This is a genomic window from Streptomyces mayteni (assembly GCF_054783955.1).
The window spans coordinates 1-20,531 of sequence record NZ_BAAGPR010000040.1 but is presented as its reverse complement, the minus strand read 5'-3'; the positions used below and the strand labels follow the sequence as shown (position 1 = coordinate 20,531).

The 20,531-nt window shown below is 73.4% G+C and carries 17 protein-coding genes; 9 read left to right on the top strand and 8 right to left on the bottom strand.

Annotated elements, in window-relative coordinates; genetic code table 11:
- Nucleotides 1–19 precede the first annotated feature (19 nt).
- Nucleotides 20–871, top strand: a complete 852-nt coding sequence (locus ACYVPE_RS19040; protein ID WP_461034837.1) for a fumarylacetoacetate hydrolase family protein — start codon at nt 20–22, stop codon at nt 869–871.
- 379 nt (nt 872–1,250) lie between these two features.
- Here ACYVPE_RS19040 and ACYVPE_RS19035 read toward each other — a convergent pair whose 3' ends face one another.
- Genes ACYVPE_RS19035 through ACYVPE_RS19015 form a run of 5 tightly spaced genes read right to left on the bottom strand, consistent with a single transcriptional unit; the run spans nt 1,251 to nt 5,553 of the window.
- Nucleotides 1,251–2,591 (bottom strand): cytochrome P450 family protein, encoded by a 1,341-nt coding sequence (locus ACYVPE_RS19035; protein ID WP_461034836.1) that lies wholly within the window; start codon nt 2,589–2,591, stop codon nt 1,251–1,253.
- Nucleotides 2,588–3,187 carry a GTP-binding protein gene (locus tag ACYVPE_RS19030; RefSeq protein WP_461034835.1) on the bottom strand — a complete coding sequence of 200 codons (600 nt, stop codon included), beginning with the start codon at nt 3,185–3,187 and terminating at the stop codon, nt 2,588–2,590. Before ACYVPE_RS19030 ends, ACYVPE_RS19035 begins: the two co-directional genes overlap by 4 nt.
- Nucleotides 3,165–3,512 carry a DUF742 domain-containing protein gene (locus ACYVPE_RS19025; protein WP_461034834.1) on the bottom strand — a complete coding sequence of 116 codons (348 nt, stop codon included), beginning with the start codon at nt 3,510–3,512 and terminating at the stop codon, nt 3,165–3,167. Before ACYVPE_RS19025 ends, ACYVPE_RS19030 begins: the two co-directional genes overlap by 23 nt.
- Nucleotides 3,509–3,958, bottom strand: a complete 450-nt coding sequence (locus tag ACYVPE_RS19020) for a roadblock/LC7 domain-containing protein (protein ID WP_461034833.1) — start codon at nt 3,956–3,958, stop codon at nt 3,509–3,511. The genes ACYVPE_RS19025 and ACYVPE_RS19020 overlap by 4 nt, the downstream gene beginning before the upstream one ends.
- Nucleotides 3,955–5,553, bottom strand: coding sequence for an ATP-binding protein (locus ACYVPE_RS19015; protein ID WP_461034832.1), 1,599 nt, complete (start codon nt 5,551–5,553; stop codon nt 3,955–3,957). The genes ACYVPE_RS19020 and ACYVPE_RS19015 overlap by 4 nt, the downstream gene beginning before the upstream one ends.
- A 433-nt stretch (nt 5,554–5,986) precedes the next feature.
- Here ACYVPE_RS19015 and ACYVPE_RS19010 point away from each other — a divergent pair, with 433 nt between their 5' ends.
- Nucleotides 5,987–7,711 carry an ABC transporter ATP-binding protein gene (locus ACYVPE_RS19010; RefSeq protein WP_461034863.1) on the top strand — a complete coding sequence of 575 codons (1,725 nt, stop codon included), beginning with the start codon at nt 5,987–5,989 and terminating at the stop codon, nt 7,709–7,711.
- A 61-nt stretch (nt 7,712–7,772) separates the two neighbouring features.
- The gene (locus ACYVPE_RS19005; protein ID WP_461034831.1) at nt 7,773–8,105 is read left to right on the top strand and encodes a heavy metal-responsive transcriptional regulator; all 333 of its coding nucleotides are present in this window, start codon (nt 7,773–7,775) and stop codon (nt 8,103–8,105) included.
- Between the two features lie 21 nt (nt 8,106–8,126).
- Here the strand turns inward: ACYVPE_RS19005 and ACYVPE_RS19000 are convergent, their stop codons facing one another.
- Nucleotides 8,127–9,089 carry a helix-turn-helix transcriptional regulator gene (locus ACYVPE_RS19000; RefSeq protein ID WP_461034830.1) on the bottom strand — a complete coding sequence of 321 codons (963 nt, stop codon included), beginning with the start codon at nt 9,087–9,089 and terminating at the stop codon, nt 8,127–8,129.
- A gap of 63 nt (nt 9,090–9,152) precedes the next feature.
- Here ACYVPE_RS19000 and ACYVPE_RS18995 point away from each other — a divergent pair, with 63 nt between their 5' ends.
- A complete protein-coding gene (locus ACYVPE_RS18995; RefSeq protein WP_461034829.1) occupies nt 9,153–10,289 on the top strand; it encodes an epoxide hydrolase family protein in 1,137 nt (378 codons plus the stop codon).
- 55 nt (nt 10,290–10,344) lie between these two features.
- Here the strand turns inward: ACYVPE_RS18995 and ACYVPE_RS18990 are convergent, their stop codons facing one another.
- Nucleotides 10,345–14,892, bottom strand: coding sequence for an FtsK/SpoIIIE domain-containing protein (locus tag ACYVPE_RS18990; protein WP_461034828.1), 4,548 nt, complete (start codon nt 14,890–14,892; stop codon nt 10,345–10,347).
- A 296-nt stretch (nt 14,893–15,188) separates the two neighbouring features.
- On the opposite strand from ACYVPE_RS18990, the gene ACYVPE_RS18985 reads away from it, so the two are divergent.
- A complete protein-coding gene (locus ACYVPE_RS18985; RefSeq protein ID WP_461034827.1) occupies nt 15,189–15,485 on the top strand; it encodes a WXG100 family type VII secretion target in 297 nt (98 codons plus the stop codon).
- A 255-nt stretch (nt 15,486–15,740) separates the two neighbouring features.
- On the opposite strand, the gene ACYVPE_RS18980 is transcribed toward ACYVPE_RS18985, so the two are convergent.
- Nucleotides 15,741–16,841 carry a winged helix DNA-binding domain-containing protein gene (locus ACYVPE_RS18980; RefSeq protein ID WP_461034826.1) on the bottom strand — a complete coding sequence of 367 codons (1,101 nt, stop codon included), beginning with the start codon at nt 16,839–16,841 and terminating at the stop codon, nt 15,741–15,743.
- 95 nt (nt 16,842–16,936) lie between these two features.
- Here ACYVPE_RS18980 and ACYVPE_RS18975 point away from each other — a divergent pair, with 95 nt between their 5' ends.
- From ACYVPE_RS18975 to ACYVPE_RS18960, 4 genes are all read left to right on the top strand, one after another.
- Nucleotides 16,937–17,896, top strand: coding sequence for a helix-turn-helix transcriptional regulator (locus tag ACYVPE_RS18975; protein WP_461034825.1), 960 nt, complete (start codon nt 16,937–16,939; stop codon nt 17,894–17,896).
- A gap of 75 nt (nt 17,897–17,971) precedes the next feature.
- Complete coding sequence (locus ACYVPE_RS18970) at nt 17,972–19,129, top strand: pyridoxal-phosphate dependent enzyme (protein ID WP_461034824.1); 1,158 nt, start codon at nt 17,972–17,974, stop codon at nt 19,127–19,129.
- Nucleotides 19,126–19,752, top strand: coding sequence for a helix-turn-helix transcriptional regulator (locus ACYVPE_RS18965; RefSeq protein ID WP_461034823.1), 627 nt, complete (start codon nt 19,126–19,128; stop codon nt 19,750–19,752). The genes ACYVPE_RS18970 and ACYVPE_RS18965 overlap by 4 nt, the downstream gene beginning before the upstream one ends.
- Nucleotides 19,753–19,821: 69 nt before the next feature.
- Nucleotides 19,822–20,319, top strand: coding sequence for an anthrone oxygenase family protein (locus ACYVPE_RS18960; protein WP_461034822.1), 498 nt, complete (start codon nt 19,822–19,824; stop codon nt 20,317–20,319).
- The last annotated feature ends 212 nt before the right edge of the window (nt 20,320–20,531 follow it).

The window sequence follows — 20,531 nt, the reverse complement described above, 5'->3', positions numbered from 1 at the left end:
CCTCTGGAGCCACCGCGACATGCGATTCGTCCGCCTCGGCGAGCCCGGCGCCGAACGTCCCGCCGTCCTCGACGACACCGACCAGGCCCACGACCTCACCCCACTCACCCCCGACATCGACGGCCGGTTCCTGGCCGCCGACGGGATCGCCGCCACCCGTCGCGCGCTGGCCGCCGGCGAGTTGCCGGCCATCGACTCCGAGGGCCTGCGGCTCGGGCCTCCGGTGGCCCGCCCCGGCGCGGTGCTCTGCGTCGGCATGAACTACGCGGCGCACGCGGCCGAGTCGGGCAGCGCGCCGCCCGAGCAGCCGGTCCTCTTCTTCAAGACCCCGAACACCGTGGTCGGCGCCTTCGACGCGGTGCTGATCCCCCGCGGCTCGGAGAAGACCGACTGGGAGGTGGAGTTGGCCGTGGTGATCGGCCGCCGGGCCCGCTACCTCGACTCGCCGGCCGAGGCGCTGGCCCACGTCGCCGGCTACGCCGTCTCCAACGACGTCTCGGAGCGCGCCTTCCAGACGGAGCACTCGGGCGGCCAGTGGTCCAAGGGCAAGTGCTGCGAGACGTTCAACCCGCTCGGGCCGTACCTGGTGCCGGCCGACGAGGTGCCCGACCCGCAGGCGCTGCGGCTGCGCTCGTTCGTCAACGGCGAGGTCCGGCAGGACTCGTCCACCGCCGACATGATCTTCTCGGTGGCCACGCTGGTGCACCACCTCAGCCAGTACCTGGTGCTCGAACCCGGCGACATCGTCAACACCGGCACCCCGCAGGGCGTCGCGCTCTCCGGCCGCTACCCCTATCTCGCGCCGGGCGACGTGATGGAGATCGAGATCGAGGGGCTCGGCCGGCAACGCCAGGTCCTCGCCGCCGGCTGAACCGGCTAGGGCCTGTCTTTTGGATCTTCGTGGATCAGGCCTTGGCTCCCCCAGGCCTGGCGGCCTGGGTGGGGGTGCCCCCTGCACGGAGTGCTTGGGGGAGTGCCCCCATTCGCTTCGCGCAAGGCGCCCCACGCGGCGGAGCCGCACATCGACCGCGGCGCAGCTCATACGTGGCCGTATTCGCGCGCGGCGCCTGACATGCCGCTCCGCGGCGTGGGGTAACGCGGCGAGGTGCCGTAGCTGGCGTCGCGGCCCCACGAAGATCCGGAAGACAGGCCCTAGGCCGTCACCGCCCCCCGAGACCCGGGGGCACCGAACAGCCGCTTGACCAGGGGGTGCCGGGTTATCAGCCAGGCCTCGGCGTCCCCTGGCAGGGTTATCGGGCCTGCGGGGCCGGCGTCGCGGAGGGCTGCGGAATCGGCTCGGAGGTCGCTTCCGCTGGGATCGACGACTCGAGGTTCGACGTCCACGGGCTGGTCCCCTTCTGATCCGGGGCGATCGGCGTGAAGCGGGCGGGCAGGGAGACCAGACCCCGGTGGAAGGGGCCGGGACGCCACGCCAGCTCCTCGTACGGAACGGAGAGCGTGATGTCCACCAGCCAACTGGTCAGTCGGTCGATGGCGGTGGTCGCGATCATCACGGCCGGCTGCTTGGCCGGGCAGCCGTGCGGCCCGGCGGCGAACGCCAGGTGGGCGCCGGCGTCCGCCCGGGAGCCGGGCGGCAGTTCGGCGGCGGCGCCGGCGTTCGCGGCGGCGTAGGAGACCAGCACCGGGGTGCCGGCCGGGATCCAGGTGCCGTGCAGGTCGACGTCACGACGCGGGAAGTGGGTCGAGTAGTTGGCCATCGGCGGATCGTTCCACAGCACGTCGACGATGGCGTCGGAGGAGGAGAGCGAACCGGCGGAGAGCGTGCGGTAGTAGCGCGAGTCGGAGAGCATCCTGGCCAGCGCGTTGCCGATGAGGTTGGCGGTCGGCTCGTGGCCGGCCGTGGTCACCATCAGCAGCTGCCAGACGAGTTCCTCCTCGGTCAGCTCGGCCGGGTGCTGGAGCAGCCAGGAGGTGAGGTCCTCGCGCGGCTGCTCCCGCTTGAGCGTCGTCAGGTTGCCCATGTAGGCGTTGAGATCGTTTATGGCCGTGATGGCCGCGTCCGGCGCGCTGGAGTCCAGCAGGCTGGTCATCGCGGAGACCAGCCGGGCGCTGTAGGAGTCGGGCAGGCCGAACAGCTCGTTGAAGATCAGCAGCGGCAGCACCCGGGCGTACTCGCCGATCAGCTCCGCCTCGCCGCGCTGCGCGAAGTTCTGGATCAGCCGGTCGGCCGACCTGTGCACCATCTCGCGCAGGTCGTGCGGCTCGATCAGGTCGAGGCTGTCGGTGACCGCCTGCCGGTAACGGGTGTGCATGTCGCCGTCGTTGTAGAGCAGGTTGGGCCGCCAGGCCATCATCGGCAGGATCTGGCTGTCCTGCGGGACGGTGTGCTGCCACACCCGCGGGTCCTTCGAGTACGTCTCGGTGTCGTGCAGCACCTCGAGGGCGGCGCGATAGCTGGTGACCAGGGTGGCGACCACCCCGGGCGCCAGCTCCACCGGGGCGCACGCGCCGAACTCGCGCAGCCGGGTGTAGACCGCGCGCGGGTTCTCGGCGAAGTCCGGCCCGTAGAGGGGGACCGGGCCTCGGGCGTCGGCTGCCTGCGGTGCGGGCCCCGGTGTTGGGTGGGTCACGACTGCTCCAGAACGGGAAGGTTCAGCAGATGCTCGGCGAGCCCCAGCAGCGCGGCCAGGGACGAACTCCGGTCGCGCGCGTCGCAGGTGATGAGGGGGGTCTCCGGGGCCAGGTCGAGGGCCCCCCGCAGCTCCTCCTCGGGGTACTGGGGCGAGTCGGGGAAGACGTTCAGCGCCACCGCGTAGCGGATCTCCTGCTCCTCGATCAGCCCCATGACCTCGTAGGAGTCGGCGATGCGCCGGGTGTCGGCCAGTATCAACGCCCCGAGGGCGCCCTGGGTCAGGTCCTCCCACAGGGCGTGGAACCGCTTCTGGCCCGGGGTGCCGAAGAGGCAGAGGGCCAGGTCGTCGCTCAACGACATGCGGCCGTAGTCGAGTCCGACGGTCGTGGTGGTCTTGTCGCGGACCCCCTCCAGGTGGTCGACCACCGCGCCGGTGGCCGTCATGACCTCCTCGGTGCGCAACGGCGGGATGTCGGAGAGGGTGTTGATGATCGTGGTCTTGCCGACGCCGAACGGGCCGCTGACGATGACCTTCACCAGGCGCTGGTCAGGGTTGCGCAGGTAGATGCCACTACTGGAGCGCGCGGAGTCCACGGATCACCCTTTCGAGAAGCTGCTGGTCTGGCATGTGGTCGTCCTGCGCGGGGGTGGGCGCCCTGACGATCAGCCAGCCCTCGTCGAAGAGGTCGCTGACCACGACCTTGACGAAACTGACGGGCAGGGTCAGATGGGCGGCGACCTCCGCCAACGGCAGGGCCCCGTCGAGCAGTATCTCCAGCACCCGCCGGCCGGCCGGGGACAGGCTGGCGGGCACCTGGTCGGTCGCCGCGCGCAGCACGGTCAGCCGGTCGAGCACGTTCCGGCTGGGACGGGTACGGCCGCCGGTCCACACGTACGGCGGAATCAGCCGCCGGTTCATGCCGGGAAGCCGTCTCCGCCGCCCCGGGGCGCGCCGAGGTCGGCGCGCGGCGGGCTGCCCATGGCCTTGCCCAGCGTCTGGACCTGCTTCTGCATCTCGTAACTCACGTTGTCCATGGCCACGTTGGGGCCGGTGAACACGGCGAGGTAGGTGTTCTCGGCGGCCGGGATCACGAACACGTACCCCTCGTAGGTCTCGACCATCACGAGGCGCAGCAGGGAGCGGCCGCCGAAGTAGGTGTGGCTGGTGCCACGGCTGGACGCCAGCAGGGAGGCGAGCACGGCGGACAGCTTCTCGGCCGTCTCCGCGTCCATCCCCGAGTGGGCCTCGAAGAAGCCGTCCGCCGTGACCACCATGGCGTGCTGGACGTTGGGGATCTCCAGGATGGGGGTCAGGACGAACGACAGGTCGACCTTCGGCCTGCTGACGGGCACTCGGGCATTCATCGGCTATCCCTCTCTGACTGGTCCGCATCATCTGCGGGGGTGACGGCGGGCTCCTCGCCGATCTCCGCGCGCCCGCGCGCCGTGCCACGCTGCAGCGCGCCCATCCGGGACGCGGCGTCCTCGGGGTCGCGGTGGTACATGTCCGGTGGCGCCGGGCTCTGCGCCGCGTGCCTGGCCGACCGGTCGGGGCGGCGGTGCCGGCGCTGTGGCAGCCCGGGCAGCGCGGCGTCGGCGTCCGCCGACTCGTCGGCCGCGGGCGGTTCCTCCGCGGCCTCGGGTGCCGGCGGCCGGCTCACCGGCCAGGCCGTCGGCGGCGCCTCGGCGGGCGGCATGGGGGCCATCGGCGCCGATGGCGCCGGTGGCGCCACCGGGGAGCCGAACGAGGCGGGCGCGAAGCCGAGCGGTGCCATCGAGGCCGGCGACTGGGAGGAGGCCGTCCGCATGGTCGGCGGCGCCGGCACGTAGGGCACGGGGGCCGTCGGCAGGTGGGGCGCCGCTCCGCTCGGCGCGGGGCTCGGCGCGATCAGCGAGCGCGGCGCCTCGCCGGAGACCGCGTGCAGCAGGTCGCCCGGGATGAAGAGCACCGCCTTGATGCCCGCGTAGTGCGAGGGCTCGACGGAGACCTTGAAGCCGAACTGCTTGCAGAGCTGGCCGATGGCGGCGAAGCCGGTGGCCGGCGGGTCGCCGAGCTCGGAGAGGAAGACCTTGGCCTCGCCGGTGAGCAGCCGCCGCGCCTTGCCGAACTCGTCGGCGTTCATCCCGATGCCGGCGTCGTTCACCACGACGACGGCGCCGTTGTGCGCCTGGTGCAGGCCGACCTCGACCGGCAGCGAACCGTGCGAGTGGTGCACGGCGTTGGCCAGCAGCTCGGCCACCACGACGGCCACGGACTCGGCGGCCCGGTCGGCGACGGCGACGGCGCGCGGCAGGTGGTTGTCGATCCGCACCCGGTCGTAGCTCGGGATGCGGGAGCTGGCGCCGAGCACCAGGTCGGGCAGCAGCGTCTTGGTCCGCACCAGACCGGCGCCGGCGCCACAGACCACGCGGGTGGCCTGGAGGCGGCGCAGGATCTGCTCGTTGAGGTAGTCGAGGGCGGCCAGCTTCTCGGCGAGGTCGGGATCGTCGTACTTGTGCAGCAGTTCGTCCACCGCGGTCTGCATCTGGTAGCACATCGTCTGCAGTTTGGTGGTAGCACCGCGCATCGCGGACTGTGCCGCGCCGTCGATCCGCGCGCGTTCGTCGAGAATCGCCCTGGTCGCCTGGTCGAGGACGGTGTCCAGGGTGGCCCCCGCCGCGCCGCCCGCCAGTTCGGGCTGGAGCGGCCCCGGCACCCGGATGTGGGGATGTCGGGAGTTGCGGGCCAGGGCGGGCATCCGGGTCTTGGCCAGATGGCCGATCTCGGCCCACATCATCTGCTCGCGCCGCTCGGCCTCGGACAATCGGCCCCGCAGCACGGCAAGCTCCGCGTCCGCGGTGTCTGCCCTGCGCCGGAGGCCCGCGACCATCCGACGCCGGGGTGGCCAGAGGACGGCGAGGAACACCGCCGCCACCGAGGCCACCACGAGGCACGCCACCGCCGCCGCCGGTATCTGCATGGTTCAACTCCCGAGAAAATGCGACGTGGATGCACACAGCGCCCAGGCAACCACCCGGGAGTCGACCGAGCACACCAACCCAACCCCGGCCGGGGAGCTCGGCACAGCCGACCCACCTGCTCAACGCGCGCCACGGGGGTGCCGGTTCGCAACGCCAGGGCAGCAGGGGCCAAATTCAAACAGTCGCCATCTCGGCATGCAAGGCGGCGGCTGTTGTGTGGCGACCGTGCAGGGCGTGCGCCGGCGCAAACAACCCACGGCGCGCAAGCCGCGTCTTCACAAAAAGGAGGGGTGGTGAGCGCCCCCGATCTGAAAGGCTTCCCAGGTGGCCACCACCAGCACGGACTCCGCGCCCGCCCCGTCCGCCGGCTCGCCGACCGAACCGCCGGTCGAGCCACCTTCCGATCGTCGTACCGACCCGCCGGCCTGGCGGGTGCTGCTCGGTTATGTGCGGCCCCATCGTGGCGCGCTGCTGGGCGGTGCCCTGCTCTCGCTGGTCACCAGCGCCACGGGGCTCGCCCTGCCGCTGGTGGCCAGGAACCTGATCGAGAACCTGTCGGACGACGGCGCGATCGGGGCCGCCCTAGTGCTGATGAGCGTCCTCGTGATCGTCAACGCGGGAGTGGGGGCTCTGGGTTCCTATGTGCTCCAGCGCACCGCGGAGTCGGTGGTGCTGACCGCCAGACGCTCGCTCATCGGCCTCCTCGTCCGGCTGCGGATCTCCGCGGTGGACGGCACGGAGCCGGGCGACCTGCTCTCCCGCGCCACCTCGGACACCACCCTGTTGCGGGCCATGACCACCAACTCGCTGGTCGGCTTCGGCACCGGCGGCCTCACGCTGGTCGCCACCCTGGTGATGATGTGCTTCGTCGACCTGGTGCTGCTCGGCGTGACCCTTTCGGTGATCGCGCTGGCGGCCGTCGTGATCGGTCTCATCGTCCCGCTGATCAACCGGGCGAGCAAGCGGGCCCAGGAGTCGGTGGGGCAGATGGGCGCGGCGTTGGAGCGAGTGCTCGGCGCGCTGCGCACGGTGAAGGCGTCGGGCGCCGAGCGGCGCGAGGAGGAGTCCGTGCGCCGGGCGGCCGAGGCGTCCTGGCGGGAGAGCGTGCGGGCCGCCAAGTGGTCGGCGCTGGCCGGCAACACGGCGGGGCTCTCGATGCAGATCGCGTTCATCACGGTGCTCGCGGTGGGCGGCGCCCGGGTGGCCACGGACAGCATCTCGGTCGGCACGCTGGTGGCGTTCCTGCTGTACGTCTTCTATCTGATGGCCCCGATCCAGGAGGTCGTGCAGGCGGTCACCCAGTACCAGGTGGGCGCGGCGGCGATCAGCCGGATCCAGGAGGTGGCCGCGCTGCCCGCCGAGCCGGACGGCGGCGCGGTCCCGGCGCGGGCGCCAGGCGCGGCCCTGGCGCCGGCCTCGGTCTCCTTCGAGGGCGTGCGCTTCCGCTACGCGGAGGGGCTGCCGGAGATCCACCACGGCGTCACCTTCACCGTTCCCTCGCGCGGCATGACCGCCTTCGTCGGCCCGTCGGGCGCGGGCAAGACCACCGTCTTCTCGCTCATCGAGCGGTTCTACGACCCGACCGAGGGCCGGGTCTCGGTCGACGGCGTCGACGTGGCGGCCTGGGACCTCACGGAGCTCCGGGGCGCCATCGGCTACGTGGAGCAGGACGCGCCGGTGCTCTCCGGCACCCTCCGGGAGAACCTGTTGTTCGGCGCCCCCGACACCGAGGAGGAGGCGCTGCGGGAGGCCGTGCGCACCACCCGGCTCGACGGCCTGGCGGCCCGCCTGCCCGACGGGCTCGACACGGTGGTGGGCCACCGCGGCACCAAGCTCTCGGGCGGCGAGCGGCAGCGGGTGGCCATAGCCAGGGCGCTGCTGCGCCGGCCGCGGTTGCTGCTGCTGGACGAGGCCACCTCCCAGCTGGACGCGGTGAACGAGGCGGCGCTGCGCGACACGGTGGCGGAGGTGGCGAGGGAGACCACGGTGCTGGTGGTGGCCCACCGGCTGTCCACGGTGACCTCGGCCGACCGGATCGTGGTGATGGACGCCGGCCGGATCCAGGCGGTCGGCACCCACGGCGAACTGGTCGCCGGCAGCCCGCTCTACGCCGAGCTGGCGGCCACCCAGTTCCTGGCCACCGCGGAGCTCGGCTGACCTGCGCCGGGGCGTCCCGTGGCCGAATCCCGGCTCTTGTCACGTCCATATCCTTGGAGACATGCGTATTGGCACGCTGGCACACGCGGCGGGGGTGACCGCCAAGACCATCCGGTTCTACGAGCGGGCCGGGTTGCTTCCCGAGCCCCCGCGCACGCCCTCCGGCTACCGGGACTACCCGTCCGAGAGCGCCGACCGGCTGGTCTTCATCCGAGGCGCCCAGGCGGCCGGGCTCAGCCTGGCCGAGATCCGCGACGTGCTCACGATCCGGGACAGCGGCCAGCCGCCCACCGGCGCGGTGGCGGATCTGATCGCGGCGCAGTTACGCCAGATCGAGACCCGGCTCGAGGAACTGACCCTGGCCAGAAACGCGTTACGCGAGCTGGGCCGATAGGCGCCCGGACAGGTGCCCAGGTCACCGCCCGCTCCTCCCCGACGCCGCCCGGAGCCGATCGGCCAGCACGCCGATCCGCTCGACCAGTTCCGGGGGCTCGTGCGCCTCGAACCCGATGTCCGTCAGGGCGACCCAGACGACGATCTCGTCGAGGCTGTTCGCACCGCACGTGAGGACGCAGGTCTCCGCGTCGACGGGTTCCACCGTCCCCACCGTGGGCGCGACGCGCCGGCGCACGGTCTCCGCGGGGGCGTGCATGGTGAGGCGCGCCTGGTAGCGGTAGGGGGCGCTGGAGATCGCCCGGGAGGTGTAGGCCGCGAGGTCCTCGCCCGGCGGGTCGCGGGGGACGAAGCGCGGCCCGTTCGGCGTCCTCGGCCGCAGCCGGTCGACCCGGTAGGTCCGCCAGTCCGCCCGGTCGACGTCCCAGCCCACCAGGTACCAGCGGCGCCCCGAGTGGACGAGCCGGTGCGGCTCGGTGGAACGGCGGCTCTCCACTCCCTGGTGCGACCGGTAGTCGAAGCGCAGCACCTCGTGGTCCCGGCAGGCCGCGGCGATGGCCGTCAGCACCTCGGCGTCCACCGGCGCCGCCGCCCCCGTCATGGGCACGGTCATCGACCGCAGCGCGTGCACCCGGCGCCGCAGCCGCGCGGGCAGCACCTGTTCGAGCTTGGTGAGCGCCTGGACCGACGCCTCCTCGATCCCGGCGACGGTGCCGCCGGCGGCCGTCCGCAGCCCGACCGCGACCGCGACGGCCTCGTCGTCGTCGAGCAGCAGCGGGGGCAGGTCGGTGCCGGCGCCCAGCTGGTAGCCGGGGGCGCCTGGCGTGGCGTGCACGGGATAGCCGAGTTCCCTGAGCCGGTCCACGTCCCGCCGTACGGTCCGGGTGGTGACGCCGAGCCGCGCCGCCAGTTCGGTCCCCGACCAGTCCCGGTGGGCCTGGAGGAGGGAGAGCAGTCTGAGCAGTCGAGCCGAGGTCTCCATCACGCGTGCCATCCTGCCGGGCCGCTAGGACCGTATCTGTCCTAGGGGGTCTCTAGCGTTCTGGGCATGACGAAGATCGAACCGTTCCGCATCGACGTTCCGCAGGCCGACCTGGACGACCTCCGCGACCGCCTGGCCCGCACCCGCTGGCCCGACGAGCTGCCGGGCACCGGCTGGTCGTACGGCGTGCCCTCCTCGTACGCGAGGGAGTTGGCCGAGTACTGGCGTACCGGGTACGACTGGCGGAAGCAGGAGGCGGCGCTCAACGCGTACCCGCAGTTCACCACCGAGATCGACGGCCAGCACATCCACTTCCTGCACGTCCGTTCCCCCGAGCCCGACGCGCTCCCGCTGATCCTCACGCACGGCTGGCCAGGTTCGGTCGTCGAGTTCCTGAAGGTCATCGGCCCGCTCACCGACCCGCGCGCCCACGGCGGCGATCCGGCCGACGCGTTCCATGTGGTGGCGCCCTCGCTGCCCGGCTTCGGCTTCTCGGGGCCCACCCGTGAGACGGGGTGGAGCCCCAGCCGGGTGGCCCGTGCCTGGGCCGAGTTGATGCGGCGCCTCGGCTACGACCGGTACGGCGCGCAGGGCGGCGACACCGGCGCGGTGGTCTCCCCGGAGCTCGGCCGGGTCGCGCCCGGGCACGTGGTCGGCGTCCACGTCAACGGCGCGCTCGGCTTCCCGACCTTCGCCCCCGACGAGTCGGTCGGGCTCACCGCGGCCGAGCGGGCCAGGCTGGCCGAGTACGCCGACCAGGACCGCGCGGGCTACGCCATGATCCAGTCCACCCGCCCGCAGACCCTGGCCTTCGGCCTGCACGACTCGCCCGCCGGCCAACTGGCCTGGATCGTGGAGAAGTTCAAGGAGTGGACCGACCCGGCCCACGAGCTGCCGGAGCAGGCGGTGGACCGCGACCAGCTGCTCACCGACGTCAGCGTCTACTGGTTCACCGGCACCGCGGCCTCGTCCGCCCGCCTCTACCGGGAGGGCGCGGCCGACTGGGGCCGGCCTGTCGAGCGGTCCGAGGTGCCCACCGGGGTGGCGGTCTTCCCCGGCGACTCGGGGGTCCGCCGGGTGGCCGAGCGGGAGCACCACGTCGTCCACTGGTCGGAGTTCGACCGGGGCGGCCACTTCGCGGCGATGGAGGCGCCGGACCTGCTGGTCGCCGACGTCCGCGGGTTCTTCCGGCGGGTCCGCTGACCCGCGGGAACGGGCGTCCCCGGCGGCCGGGGGGCCGCCGGGGGCGCCTCGGGCGTCACGGCGCGGGCGTCGTCACGGTGAACGGGGTGCCGTCGCCGAGGTGCAGGATGCCCTTGCCTGGCGTGGGCTGCTCGACGGCGGCGCTGCGCGGCAGCTTGACGCCGATCAGCTCGCCGACCCGGTGGCTGCTCGGCGAGAGCAGCACGCCGCGCCTGGCCTTCTTGACGTCCACCTGCCAGCCGGAGAAGCCGCTGCCCAGGTCGGCCTCGTCGCCGCCGAGGATCAGGTAACGGCCCAGCTCGGAGCCCTGGTTGAGGAGGGTCTTGAGCTCGTCGCCGGCGTCGCAGCGGCGCAGGTCCTCACCGTCGTCCATCACGAAGACGATGGGGTCCGCGAGCGAGGAGGTGCTCATCGCCTCGCGCACCTCCTTGTTGGTGAGGTTGTCGCCGGTGAACACCTGCACCACGCCCTCCTGGCCGGCCAGTTCGCGCAGCGGCGAGGGCCGGGGCGCGGCGATGACCAGCCGGATGCCGCGCTTCAGATAGGACTTGGCGAGCATCGTCAGCACCGTGGAGCGGCCGGACTTGGCCGGGCCGCCGACGACGAAAGCCGGGGTGCCCTGCCCGAGGTCGGGGCCGTAGCCCATCAACTCGTCGCCGCCGACGCCGACCAGGCCCCACAGGCGGGACTCGGACGCCTCCGGGTCGCGCATCTCCCAGGCGTCCTCGAAGGTGAGCCGGCTGGGCAGCACGTCGACCCGCAGCGGCCGCTTGGCGCGCGGCACGGCCGCGTCCCGCTCGTTGGCCCAGGCGCCGATGGCCTCCAGGGCCGCGGCCTGGGCCTGGCCCGACAGCTCGTCGGCGAGGACCGCCACCTGGATCTGGGTGGCGACCTGGTTGCGGATCATCCGGCCGTCCGGGATGTTCTCCGGCACCTTGCGGGCGCTGAGCCCGACGTTGGTGTAGTCGCCGCGGTCGGAGAGCCGCAGCGCGTACCGGTCCTCGGTGAGGGTGGCGATCCGGCCGGAGAGCACGGTGCGGTCGCCGGCGATGATCAGGTGGATGCCGACGCTCGCGCCCTCCCGCATCAGGGTGTACAGCTCGTCGGTCAGGGCGCCGTGGTCGATCTCGCCCAGCGTGTTGCCCCAGCCCTCCCAGCGGTCGAGGAGCACCACGATGTGCGGCAGCCGGTTCTCCTGGGCCGCCACCGAGCGCTGCTCGCTGATGTCGGCGAGGGCGTCCCTGGCCAGCAGCTCCTGGCGCCGGTCGAGCTCCTGGCGCAGCCGGCGCAGCAGCCGCCTGACCCGCTCGATCTGGGTGCGGCTGACCACGGCGCCGCAGTTCGGCAGCTTGGTCAGGGCGTTGAGGGCGCCGTTGCCGCAGTCGATGCCGTAGATGTGCACGTCGGCCGCGGAGTGCACCCAGGCGAGGGAGCCGGCGATGGTGCGCAGCAGCTGGGAGCGGCCGCTGCGCGGCTGGCCGCCGACCAGCATGTGGCTGAACGTCTTGAAGTCGATGGCGAGCGACCGCCTGGCCTGCTGCTCGGGCAGGTCCTCGACGCCGAACGGGGCGGCCCGCAACGCGCCGGCCGGGACCGGGTGTTCGAGCTCGGCGAGCAGCGTCTTCTCGGGCAGCGCGGGCAGCCAGGGGCTGTGCTGCTTGGGGTAGCCGACCTGCTGGTCGGCCTCGATGACCGCGTCGACCAGCACCTTGAGGTCGGTGATCTCCTCCTCCTCGGACTTCTGCCCGGCCGGGCGGCGCAGTTGGGCGCGCCCCAGGTCGTGCCAGTCGAGGCGGCCGAGCCAGGGCCGGGAGACCGTGGTGTCGACGGCGCCGGGGCGGCGGCCGCCGACGCGCCCGGACTGGAACGGCACGAGCGAGGTGGCGCCGAGGCGGACGTAGGCGCGGCCCGGTGTGGACTTGGCGATGAAGCCGGCGTCCGGCGCGTCGATGACGTCCGTCGACTCGCTGCCGTCGGTGACCCGGAGCGCGATCCGCAGGTTGGTGTTGGCGCGGATCTCCGGGGAGACGACGCCGCTCGGCCGCTGGGTGGCGAGCAGCAGGTGGATGCCGAGCGAGCGGCCTCGCTGGGCGATGTTGACCAGGCCCTTCACGAAGTCCGGCAGTTCGCGGACCATCGAGGCGAACTCGTCGATGACGATGAGGAGTCGGGGCAGCGGGGCCAGGCTGCCCGGGTTGCGGCGCAGCAGGTCCTGGTAGTCCTCGATGTCCTTGGCGCCGACGCCGGCCAGGATGTGTTCCCGGCGGGTCAGTTCGGCGCCGAGCGAGGCCAGGGCGCGCTCCACCAGGTAGTTGTCGAGGTCGGTGACCATGCCGACGGTGTGCGGCAGCTGCACGCAGTCCTTGAACGCCGAGCCGCCCTTGTAGTCGACCAGCACGAACGTCATGTTCTCGGGCGTGTTGGCCACCGCGAGCGAGGCGACGATCGTCTGGAGCAGCTCGGACTTGCCGGATCCTGTGGTGCCGGCGATCAGGCCGTGCGGGCCGTCGCGGCGCAGGTCGATGGCGAAGGCACCGTCGTAGGACTCGCCGATGACGGCCTCGGTCGACTGGCCGCCGAGCCGCCAGCGGGCGGCGATGGCGCCCGAGGTGGGCGGCTCCATCTCGATGACGTCGAGCAGCCGGCTGGCCGAGGGCAGCGCCGCGTCCTCGGACTCGCCGCTGATGTCGCGGATCGGGGCGAGGGCGCGGGACAGCAGCTCGCACCACTCGGGCAGCACCCAGTCGGGGCGCACGCCCCTGATCCGCCAGGCGCCGGCCTGTTCGACCCGCAGCCGGTCGGCGACCTGGGTGAGGGTGGAGACGGGCTGGCCCGTGCCCGGCGTGGGCTGGCCGGCGGCCGGCGCGCCGCCCGGGGTGGCGAGGAAGGTGTGGAAGCCGGTGGCGTAGCCGGCCTGGCGCGGGCCGCTGTCGGCGATCCGGTCCGGGTTGGGCTCGGCGACGACGACGGCCTGGCACTCGCCCGGCAGGAACCGCTCCTCGTCGTCCAGGCAGATCGCGAACATGGAGGCCTCACGGCCCTCGGTGAGCAGCCGGATGACGCCGGGCAGCGACCGCATCCGCCGTGACCCGTCGAAGACCACCACGATGTCGGGGTCCTTGAAGGTGGTCTGGCCCTTGCTGCGGGCCTCCTTGCGGGCCTTCTGGCGGGCGTCGAGCAGGGCGGTCAGCTCGGCGATCCGGGCGCCGATGGTCTCGGCGTCGGTGCCGACCAGCACGTTGGTGTTCTGCTCGGGCAGCGGGCGGGAGTGCGGCAGCCAGCGCACCCAGTTCCAGCTGTGCTGTCCTGAACCGTCGGTGAGCACGAACAGTTGGACGTCGACGTGGCTGTGCAGCACGGCGAGCTGCCCGATGGACCAGCGGGCGAGGGCGCGCGCCGTGTCGCCCTGGCCGGCGAAGCCGATGACGCCGAGGGTGCGCAGCGGCAGCGTGATGGGGGCGTCGGCGATCTTCCACAGGACCTGCCGCTTGTGGTCGTCCTGCATCGGGTCGTTGAGCATGACCTCCGAGTCGAGCGGTGCGGTGCCGACGCGCAGCAGCAGGTGGTCGTTGTCAGTGCGGCGGCGCTCCCACAGCCGGGTGCGCGGCCCGGTGGCCTGGGCGAGCACGGTGGCCGGGTCGGGCGCGGCGTGCCGGCGGGCGAACCGCTCGGCGATCAGCGCCGTCCTGGCGTCGGCCTCGACCCTGGCCTTGCGCTGCTCGAACTCGGCGACCTTCTGGGCGTGGCTGATCCGGCCGCGCTTCTTGTCCATGAAGTAGTTGGACAGCAGCATGATGGGGCTGAGGAACGCCATCATGAGGAAGATCCAACGGCCCGTGAACGACGCCATGGCGACGGCGCCGACGATCGGCAGCAGGGCCATCAGCCAGGGCATCGGGCGGCGTTCGCGCTCCCCGGGTGGCCGCGGCAGGTTGAACTTGGTCTCCCGCTCGGGCGGCAGCAGCCGGGGCGGCCGGTTGTAGTCGAGCCCCGCGCCGTCCTCCGAGACCTTGAGGGCGGCGTTCGGCGGGCCGTAGGGGGTGAGTTCGAACAGCGAGTCGCCGATGGCGATCTGCTTGCCGAACTTCCAGTCGGCCCGGTCGCCCTCGGTGTGCACGAAGGGCTCGCCGTCGATGAGCGGCTGGCTGTCGGTGTAGACGGTGACCTTGGCGGTGGCGTCGGCGGCGACGCGCAGCGTGAAGGCCCGTTCCGGCAGGGTCGGGTCCTGGACCCGGACGTGCACGTTCTGGCCGCTGCCGACCTCGACCTTGCCGACGCCGACGCGGTGCACGGCGCCGGCCGCCGGGCCGCCGACGACCCGGAGTTCGACGGCGCCCGCCGGCTCGCTCGGCCAACAGCCACTGGCGTTGTGGAGACTGACGACGCTGCCCTCGCGCAGCGTTGACTGGGCGAGGGTGAGCGAGGGATCCAGATACTCGCCGTTGGCGAAGAGATGTACGGGCTCGCCCCCGTAGCCGCCGGAGCCCACGACCTGCGCGAACTCCGGGGCCAGGTCGGCGAGCCGAGTCTCGGCGGCCGCGTCGACCACGGTGTCGGCGGCTTGTCCCCCCACCGGGTCGACGACTGTCAGCGTCAGACGCACGGCGCTCCTCCCCGTTACTGCCCTACGTTGCCTGCATGTCCGTGATGGACATGCCCATAATCGCATCCTTCGCCACGGCGGGATTCGGGCGTGCACGACTGCAACCGCCGCGCGCCCCCTCGCGTCCAGACTGGTGACGATGGCGCGGGGGACGAACCCTTGACGGGGGTGTCAGCACGTGCTTCCCGGGCATAGGCTGCCAGGTGCGTGGTCGCGCTGGGAAGTCGGTGCGCCGCGTCAGACAGAGCAACATCCCGCGGGGGGACGGGCCTCCGCAGATCGAGGAGGGGGTCTTCGTGGCCGACCTGAATATCACTTACGACCAGATGCGGGAAGCCGCCAACCGGCTCAAGACCGAGTACCAGAACATGGACGCGAAGCTCGACGAGCTGCGCGGCTACATCGAGGGCCTGATCGAGGACGGCTACTCGGCGCGTTCCGGCCGGGCGTTCGGCGAGTCCTTCACCGAGTTCACCACCGGTGCCCGGCAGATGCTGGAAGGTCTCGACGGTCTGGGCGGCTTCCTCAACACCGCGGCGGACGCCATGGAGGAGACCGACAGCTCCCTCGAGAGCGGCATCCGCGGCGGCTGACCGTCATCTGGTCGTCCGATGCGGGGCGGTGTCACGGCGCAGGGTGTGCGCCGGGGCACCGCCCTTCGCGTTCTCGCCGGACCTCCCCTTCTCACCGGATCTCCCCGAGATCCGCCTAAACGCTCCGCTGGAAGAGCCGCGACGGGCCGTTCCTCGTCCGCGGCGCCGTCGTGGCTGGTCGCCCAGTTCCCCGCGCCCCGCTGGGGCGCCGCCGGACTGAAGCGCCCCAACACCGAAACGGAGCGCCCGACCTGCTCAGTGCGGAGTATCGGTGACCGTGACCCGGTCGCTCTCGGCGTCGGAGAGGAACGCGGCGAGCCGCCCGCCCTCCTCGGCGACGGCGGTGCGGTCGGCGGCGGCGAGCCGGCGCAGCGGGGTGACGGTCACGGTGCCCGCCGTGACCTTCCAGGTCGCGGCGGTCCGGCCGTCGACCAGCACGACGCGCGCGCCGGCGACCGACAGGCCGCGGTGGGCGTCGTCGATGATCCGGCCGCGGTCCTGGTAGCCGAGGATCGCGTTGTCGAACTCCGGCAGGAACCTGACCGGCGCGGGCGTCTCGGGGTCGGGGCGCGGCGCGTCAGGCAGGTCGAGCAGCTCGCGGCCGTGCTCGTCGCGGAAGGAGACCAGTTCGTCGCGGAGCGCCGCCACGGCGGCCGGCAGCCCGGCGAGGCCGCACCAGGCGCGCAGGTCGGCGGTGGTGGCCGGGCCGAACGCGGCCAGATAGCGGCGGACCAGCGCCTGACCGATCGGGTCGGTGCCGGCCGCGGCCGGCGGGTCGATCTCGCGGCCGAGCCAGGAGTCGAGCGGCAGGTAGCGCGCGCCGGCGCCGGTGCGCCACAGCCCGCGCGGCGGCAGCTGCGCCACCGGGACGAGGGCGGCGACCAGCACCTCGCCGAGCGCCCGTGACCCGGGGGACGGCCACCGGTCGGCGACGGCCCCGGCGAGCTCACGCATCGAGCGGGGCACGCCGTCGGCCAGCACCGCCCGGCCGGCCGCGGCGAGTTCGTCGAGGTCCACCCCGACGAGTTCGCGGCGGTAGGCCCCGGCCGCGCGCTTCCGCAGCATGGGCTCGTACCTGGCCCACCAGGCCAGCACGTCCTCGGCGGTGAGGAGGTGCACGGTGCAGCGCATGAGCCGGGTCCGCACCACCTGCCGCGCGCTCAGCAGCTCGTCGAGCGCCGTGGGCCGGAAACCGCGCAGCCGCGACCAGAGGCCCACGAACGGCGCCTGCGGCTCCTGGGCCTGGAGGCCGCCGAGGTGCGCGACCGCGTCGAGCGGCGGCAGCTCGGCGCGGTCGAGCAACAGCTGCCTGGCGAGCGTCGCGCGGTTCAGTGCCCGGGCGTCCAGCACGGTCATCGAGGGCCTTCCGGTGGGGCGGATCAGCTGACATCGTCCACCGTGCCAGAGGTAGCGGACAGGATGTGACCGCTTCTCGCGGGAGAATCGGCCCCATGCCGAAGACCTCAGCACGCCTCCTCTCCCTGCTCTCGCTGCTCCAGGCCCGCCGGGACTGGCCGGGGGCTCTGCTGGCCGAGCGGCTCGGGATCAGCCCGCGCACGGTGCGCCGCGACGTCGACCGGCTGCGGGAGCTCGGCTATCCGATCGTCGCCAGCAAGGGTCCGGACGGCGGGTACCGGCTGGGCGCCGGCTCGGCGTTGCCGCCGCTGCTCTTCGACGACGAGCAGGCCGTGGCGCTGGCCGTCGCGCTCCGGGTCGCCACCGCGAGCGGCGCCGACCTGGCGGAGGCCGCGGCCCGGGCGCTGACCACCGTCCGGCAGGTGCTGCCGGCGCGGCTGCGCCACCGCGTCGACACGCTCCAGGTCACCGCCGTCGAGGGGCCGGCGACCAAGCCCCGGGTCGACGGCGGCGTGCTGACGGCGCTCAGCGCCGCCGTGCACGCCCGCGAGGTGCTGCGCTTCGACTACGGCGGCCACGGCGACCACGGTGATGACGCCCCGCCGCGCCGGGCCGAGCCGCACCACGTGGTCACCTGGGGCGGGCGCTGGTACCTGGTCGCCTGGGACCTGGACCGGGCGGACTGGCGCACCTTCCGGGTGGACCGGATCAGCCCGCGCACCCCCACCGGGCCCCGGTTCACGCCGCGCGAGCTGCCGGGCGGGGACGTGGCCGCCTTCGTGGCCGCCAGGTTCCGGGGCCGGGACGGCTGGCCCTGCCGGGGCGAGGTGATCCTCGACCTGCCGGCCGCCGACGTCTCCCCCTACGCCGGCGACGGGGTCGTCGAGGCGCTCGGCCCCGGGCGCTGCCGGCTGGTGCTCGGCTCCTGGTCCTGGGCGGGGCTCGCCGCCACCTTCGGCAGGTTCGACGCCGACGTCGAGGTCGTCGGTCCCGCCGAACTCAGGGACGCCTTCGCGCTCCTGGCCCGCCGCTATGCCAGGGCGGCCGCCGGTTGACGACACACCCCCGATTGGACAGACTCTCCAGAGTTGGCCGAACCATCCAGCGCGCCGGACAGGGGGCACACCCGCGTGTCGACCACCGCCACACCCCGCTACCTCGACGAACGGACCGGGCACACCTACCCGTTGACCGCCGACCGCTGGCGCGGCGACGACGGGGCGCCGCTGACCGTCACCCCGCTCCCCGGCCTCGGGCCCGACGACGTCGACACCGCGGAGCGCTCGCTGTGGCGCTACCGCGCCGCCCTGCCGACCCCCGTCGAACGCCCCGTCTCGCTCGGCGAGGGACGCACCCCGCTGGTCGCCCGCGAGTGGGGCGGCGCCGACGTCCGCTTCAAGCTGGAGTGGTTCGCCCCGACCGGCAGCTTCAAGGACCGCGGGGTCGGCGTACTGGTCTCGTTCCTGGCCGCCGCCGGCGTCACCGAGGTCGTCGAGGACAGCTCCGGCAACGGCGGCGCCTCGCTCGCCGCCTACTGCGCCGCGGCCGGCATCCGCGCCAGGATCCTCGTGCCGGCCGGCACCTCGCCGGCCAAGATCCTTCAGACCCTGGCCTACGGCGCCGAGGTCGAGGAGGTGCCAGGCGACCGGGACGCGACGGCGGCCGAGGCGCTGCGCCGCGCCGCCCACACGGTCTACGCGAGCCACAACTGGCACCCGCTGTTCCTCCAGGGCACCAAGACCATCGCCTACGAGCTGTGGGAGGACCTGGGCTTCACCGCGCCCGACGCGGTCGTCACCGTGGCCGGCGCCGGCAGCCTGGTCCTCGGCTGCGACCTGGGCTTCGGCGAACTGCTCGCCGCCGGCCGGATCGCCCGCCGGCCCCGGCTGCTGGTCGCCCAGCCGGCCAACTGCGCGCCGCTGCACGCCGCCCACCAGGGCGTGGCGCCCGCGGAGTTCGCCCCCACCATCGCCGAGGGCGCCGCCATCCGCCGGCCGGTCAGGGCACCCGAGGTGCTGGCCGCCATCCGCCGCTCGGGCGGCGACACCGTCGCGATCCCCGAGGCCGACATCGCCGCGGCCGTCCGCCGGCTCGCCGCCACCGGCCTCTACGCCGAACCGACCAGCGCCACGGCCGCCGCGGCCGTCGACGCGTTCCGCGCCCGCGGCGCGATCCGCCCCGGCGAGACGACGGTGGTGCTGCTCACCGGCAGCGGCCTCAAGGCGCCGCACCTGATGGGCCGCCTGCTGGACGCCGGGCGCGCGGGGAACGCCGGGAGCGACTCGTGACCGAGGACGAGGTGCTGCTGCGCGAGGCCGAGAAGATCGTCACGGCGCTCGGCCGGATGTTCCCCGGGGTGTGCGAGGTGGTGCTGCACGACCTGCGCGACCCGCGGCACGCCATCCGCGCCATCGAGGGCGGACTCTCCGGCCGCGCGGTCGGCGACCCGGCCACCGAGCTGGGCCTGGCCAGGATCCGGGACCCCGACTACCCCGAGATCCTGCAGAACTACCCCAACCGCTTCCCGGACGGCCGCCCCGCCAAGAGCACCTCCGTCGGCATCCGCAACGGCGCGGGCGAGTACGTCGGCGCGATCTGCCTCAACCTGGACGTCTCGGTGCTCGGCGGCGCGGCCAGGGCGCTGGCCGAGCTGGTGCGGACGGACGAGACCGACCGCCCACCGACCGAGACCCTCCGCGCCCGCACCACGGACGAACTCCGCTCAGCGGCCGAGGAGTTCGCCACCACGCACGGCAGCCTCACGCCGCGGGCGCTGCCCGCGGCGGAGAAGCGGCGGCTGGTCCGCGAGCTGCGGGACCGCGGCTTCCTCCAGGTCAAACACGCCACCACCGCCCTCACCGAGGTGCTCGGCGTCTCCCGGGCCACGGTCTACAACTACCTGCGGGGGTGAGACGCCCGCTTATGCGGGCGAGCCTGCCGACCATGGCCGGGGGCCGGTGGGCGGCCGTTGAATCGAGGCATGCAACTCACCACCTCGTCCGCGGCCACCGGCTCCCTCACCCTGACCGCCGCCGTCCTGACCCTGGTGGGCGCCGGCGCCATGGCCGGCCTCTTCTTCGGCTTCTCGGTCGCGGTGATGCCGGGCCTCGACACGCTCGACCCCGAGGCGGCGGCCGAGGCCATGCGGCGGATCAACGAGCGGATCCTCAACCCGGTGTTCCTCACCGCCTTCACGGCGGTCCCGTTCACCGCCGGCGCGGCGGGCGGACTGCTCCTGGCGACGGGCCACCGATCCGCCGGCTGGGCCTTCCTGCTGGCCGCCGCCGTCTACCTGCTCGGCACCTTCCTGCCCACCGCCGCCGTCAACGTCCCCCTCAACGACGCCCTGGCCGCCGGCGGCGACTGGGCCTCCTACCACCCCCGCTGGACCACCTGGAACACGACCCGAGCCACCTTCGCCACCCTCACCCTGCTCCTCTCCACCACCGGCCTCTGCCGCTGCGCATCCGCCTTGTAAGGGCGGCGCTCTGGGCCGCGCACGCGGGCCGCAGGCCCGCATGGCGCGGGCAGGAGGCCGCAGCGTGGAACGCCGGCTGCCCATCGGCCGCCGTGCGACGACGCACCACGGCGCTCCGCGCCGGTAGGCGCTGGCCGCGCGGCCTGGGCCCAGGTCCGACTCCGGCCGCCGCAGCGGCCCCGCGGGCCGCAGGCCCGCATGGCGCGGGCAGG

Excerpts from the sequence above, each read along its gene's own strand:
- ACYVPE_RS19040 (WP_461034837.1), top strand. The coding sequence starts at position 20 with ATGCGATTCGTCCGCCTCGGCGAGCCCGGCGCCGAACGTCCCGCCGTC.
- ACYVPE_RS19025 (WP_461034834.1), bottom strand. The coding sequence starts at position 3,512 with ATGAACCGGCGGCTGATTCCGCCGTACGTGTGGACCGGCGGCCGTACC.
- ACYVPE_RS19020 (WP_461034833.1), bottom strand. The coding sequence starts at position 3,958 with ATGAATGCCCGAGTGCCCGTCAGCAGGCCGAAGGTCGACCTGTCGTTC.
- ACYVPE_RS19015 (WP_461034832.1), bottom strand. The coding sequence starts at position 5,553 with ATGCAGATACCGGCGGCGGCGGTGGCGTGCCTCGTGGTGGCCTCGGTG.
- ACYVPE_RS19005 (WP_461034831.1), top strand. The coding sequence starts at position 7,773 with ATGCGTATTGGCACGCTGGCACACGCGGCGGGGGTGACCGCCAAGACC.
- ACYVPE_RS18995 (WP_461034829.1), top strand. The coding sequence starts at position 9,153 with ATGACGAAGATCGAACCGTTCCGCATCGACGTTCCGCAGGCCGACCTG.
- ACYVPE_RS18980 (WP_461034826.1), bottom strand. The coding sequence starts at position 16,841 with ATGACCGTGCTGGACGCCCGGGCACTGAACCGCGCGACGCTCGCCAGG.
- ACYVPE_RS18975 (WP_461034825.1), top strand. The coding sequence starts at position 16,937 with ATGCCGAAGACCTCAGCACGCCTCCTCTCCCTGCTCTCGCTGCTCCAG.
- ACYVPE_RS18960 (WP_461034822.1), top strand. The coding sequence starts at position 19,822 with ATGCAACTCACCACCTCGTCCGCGGCCACCGGCTCCCTCACCCTGACC.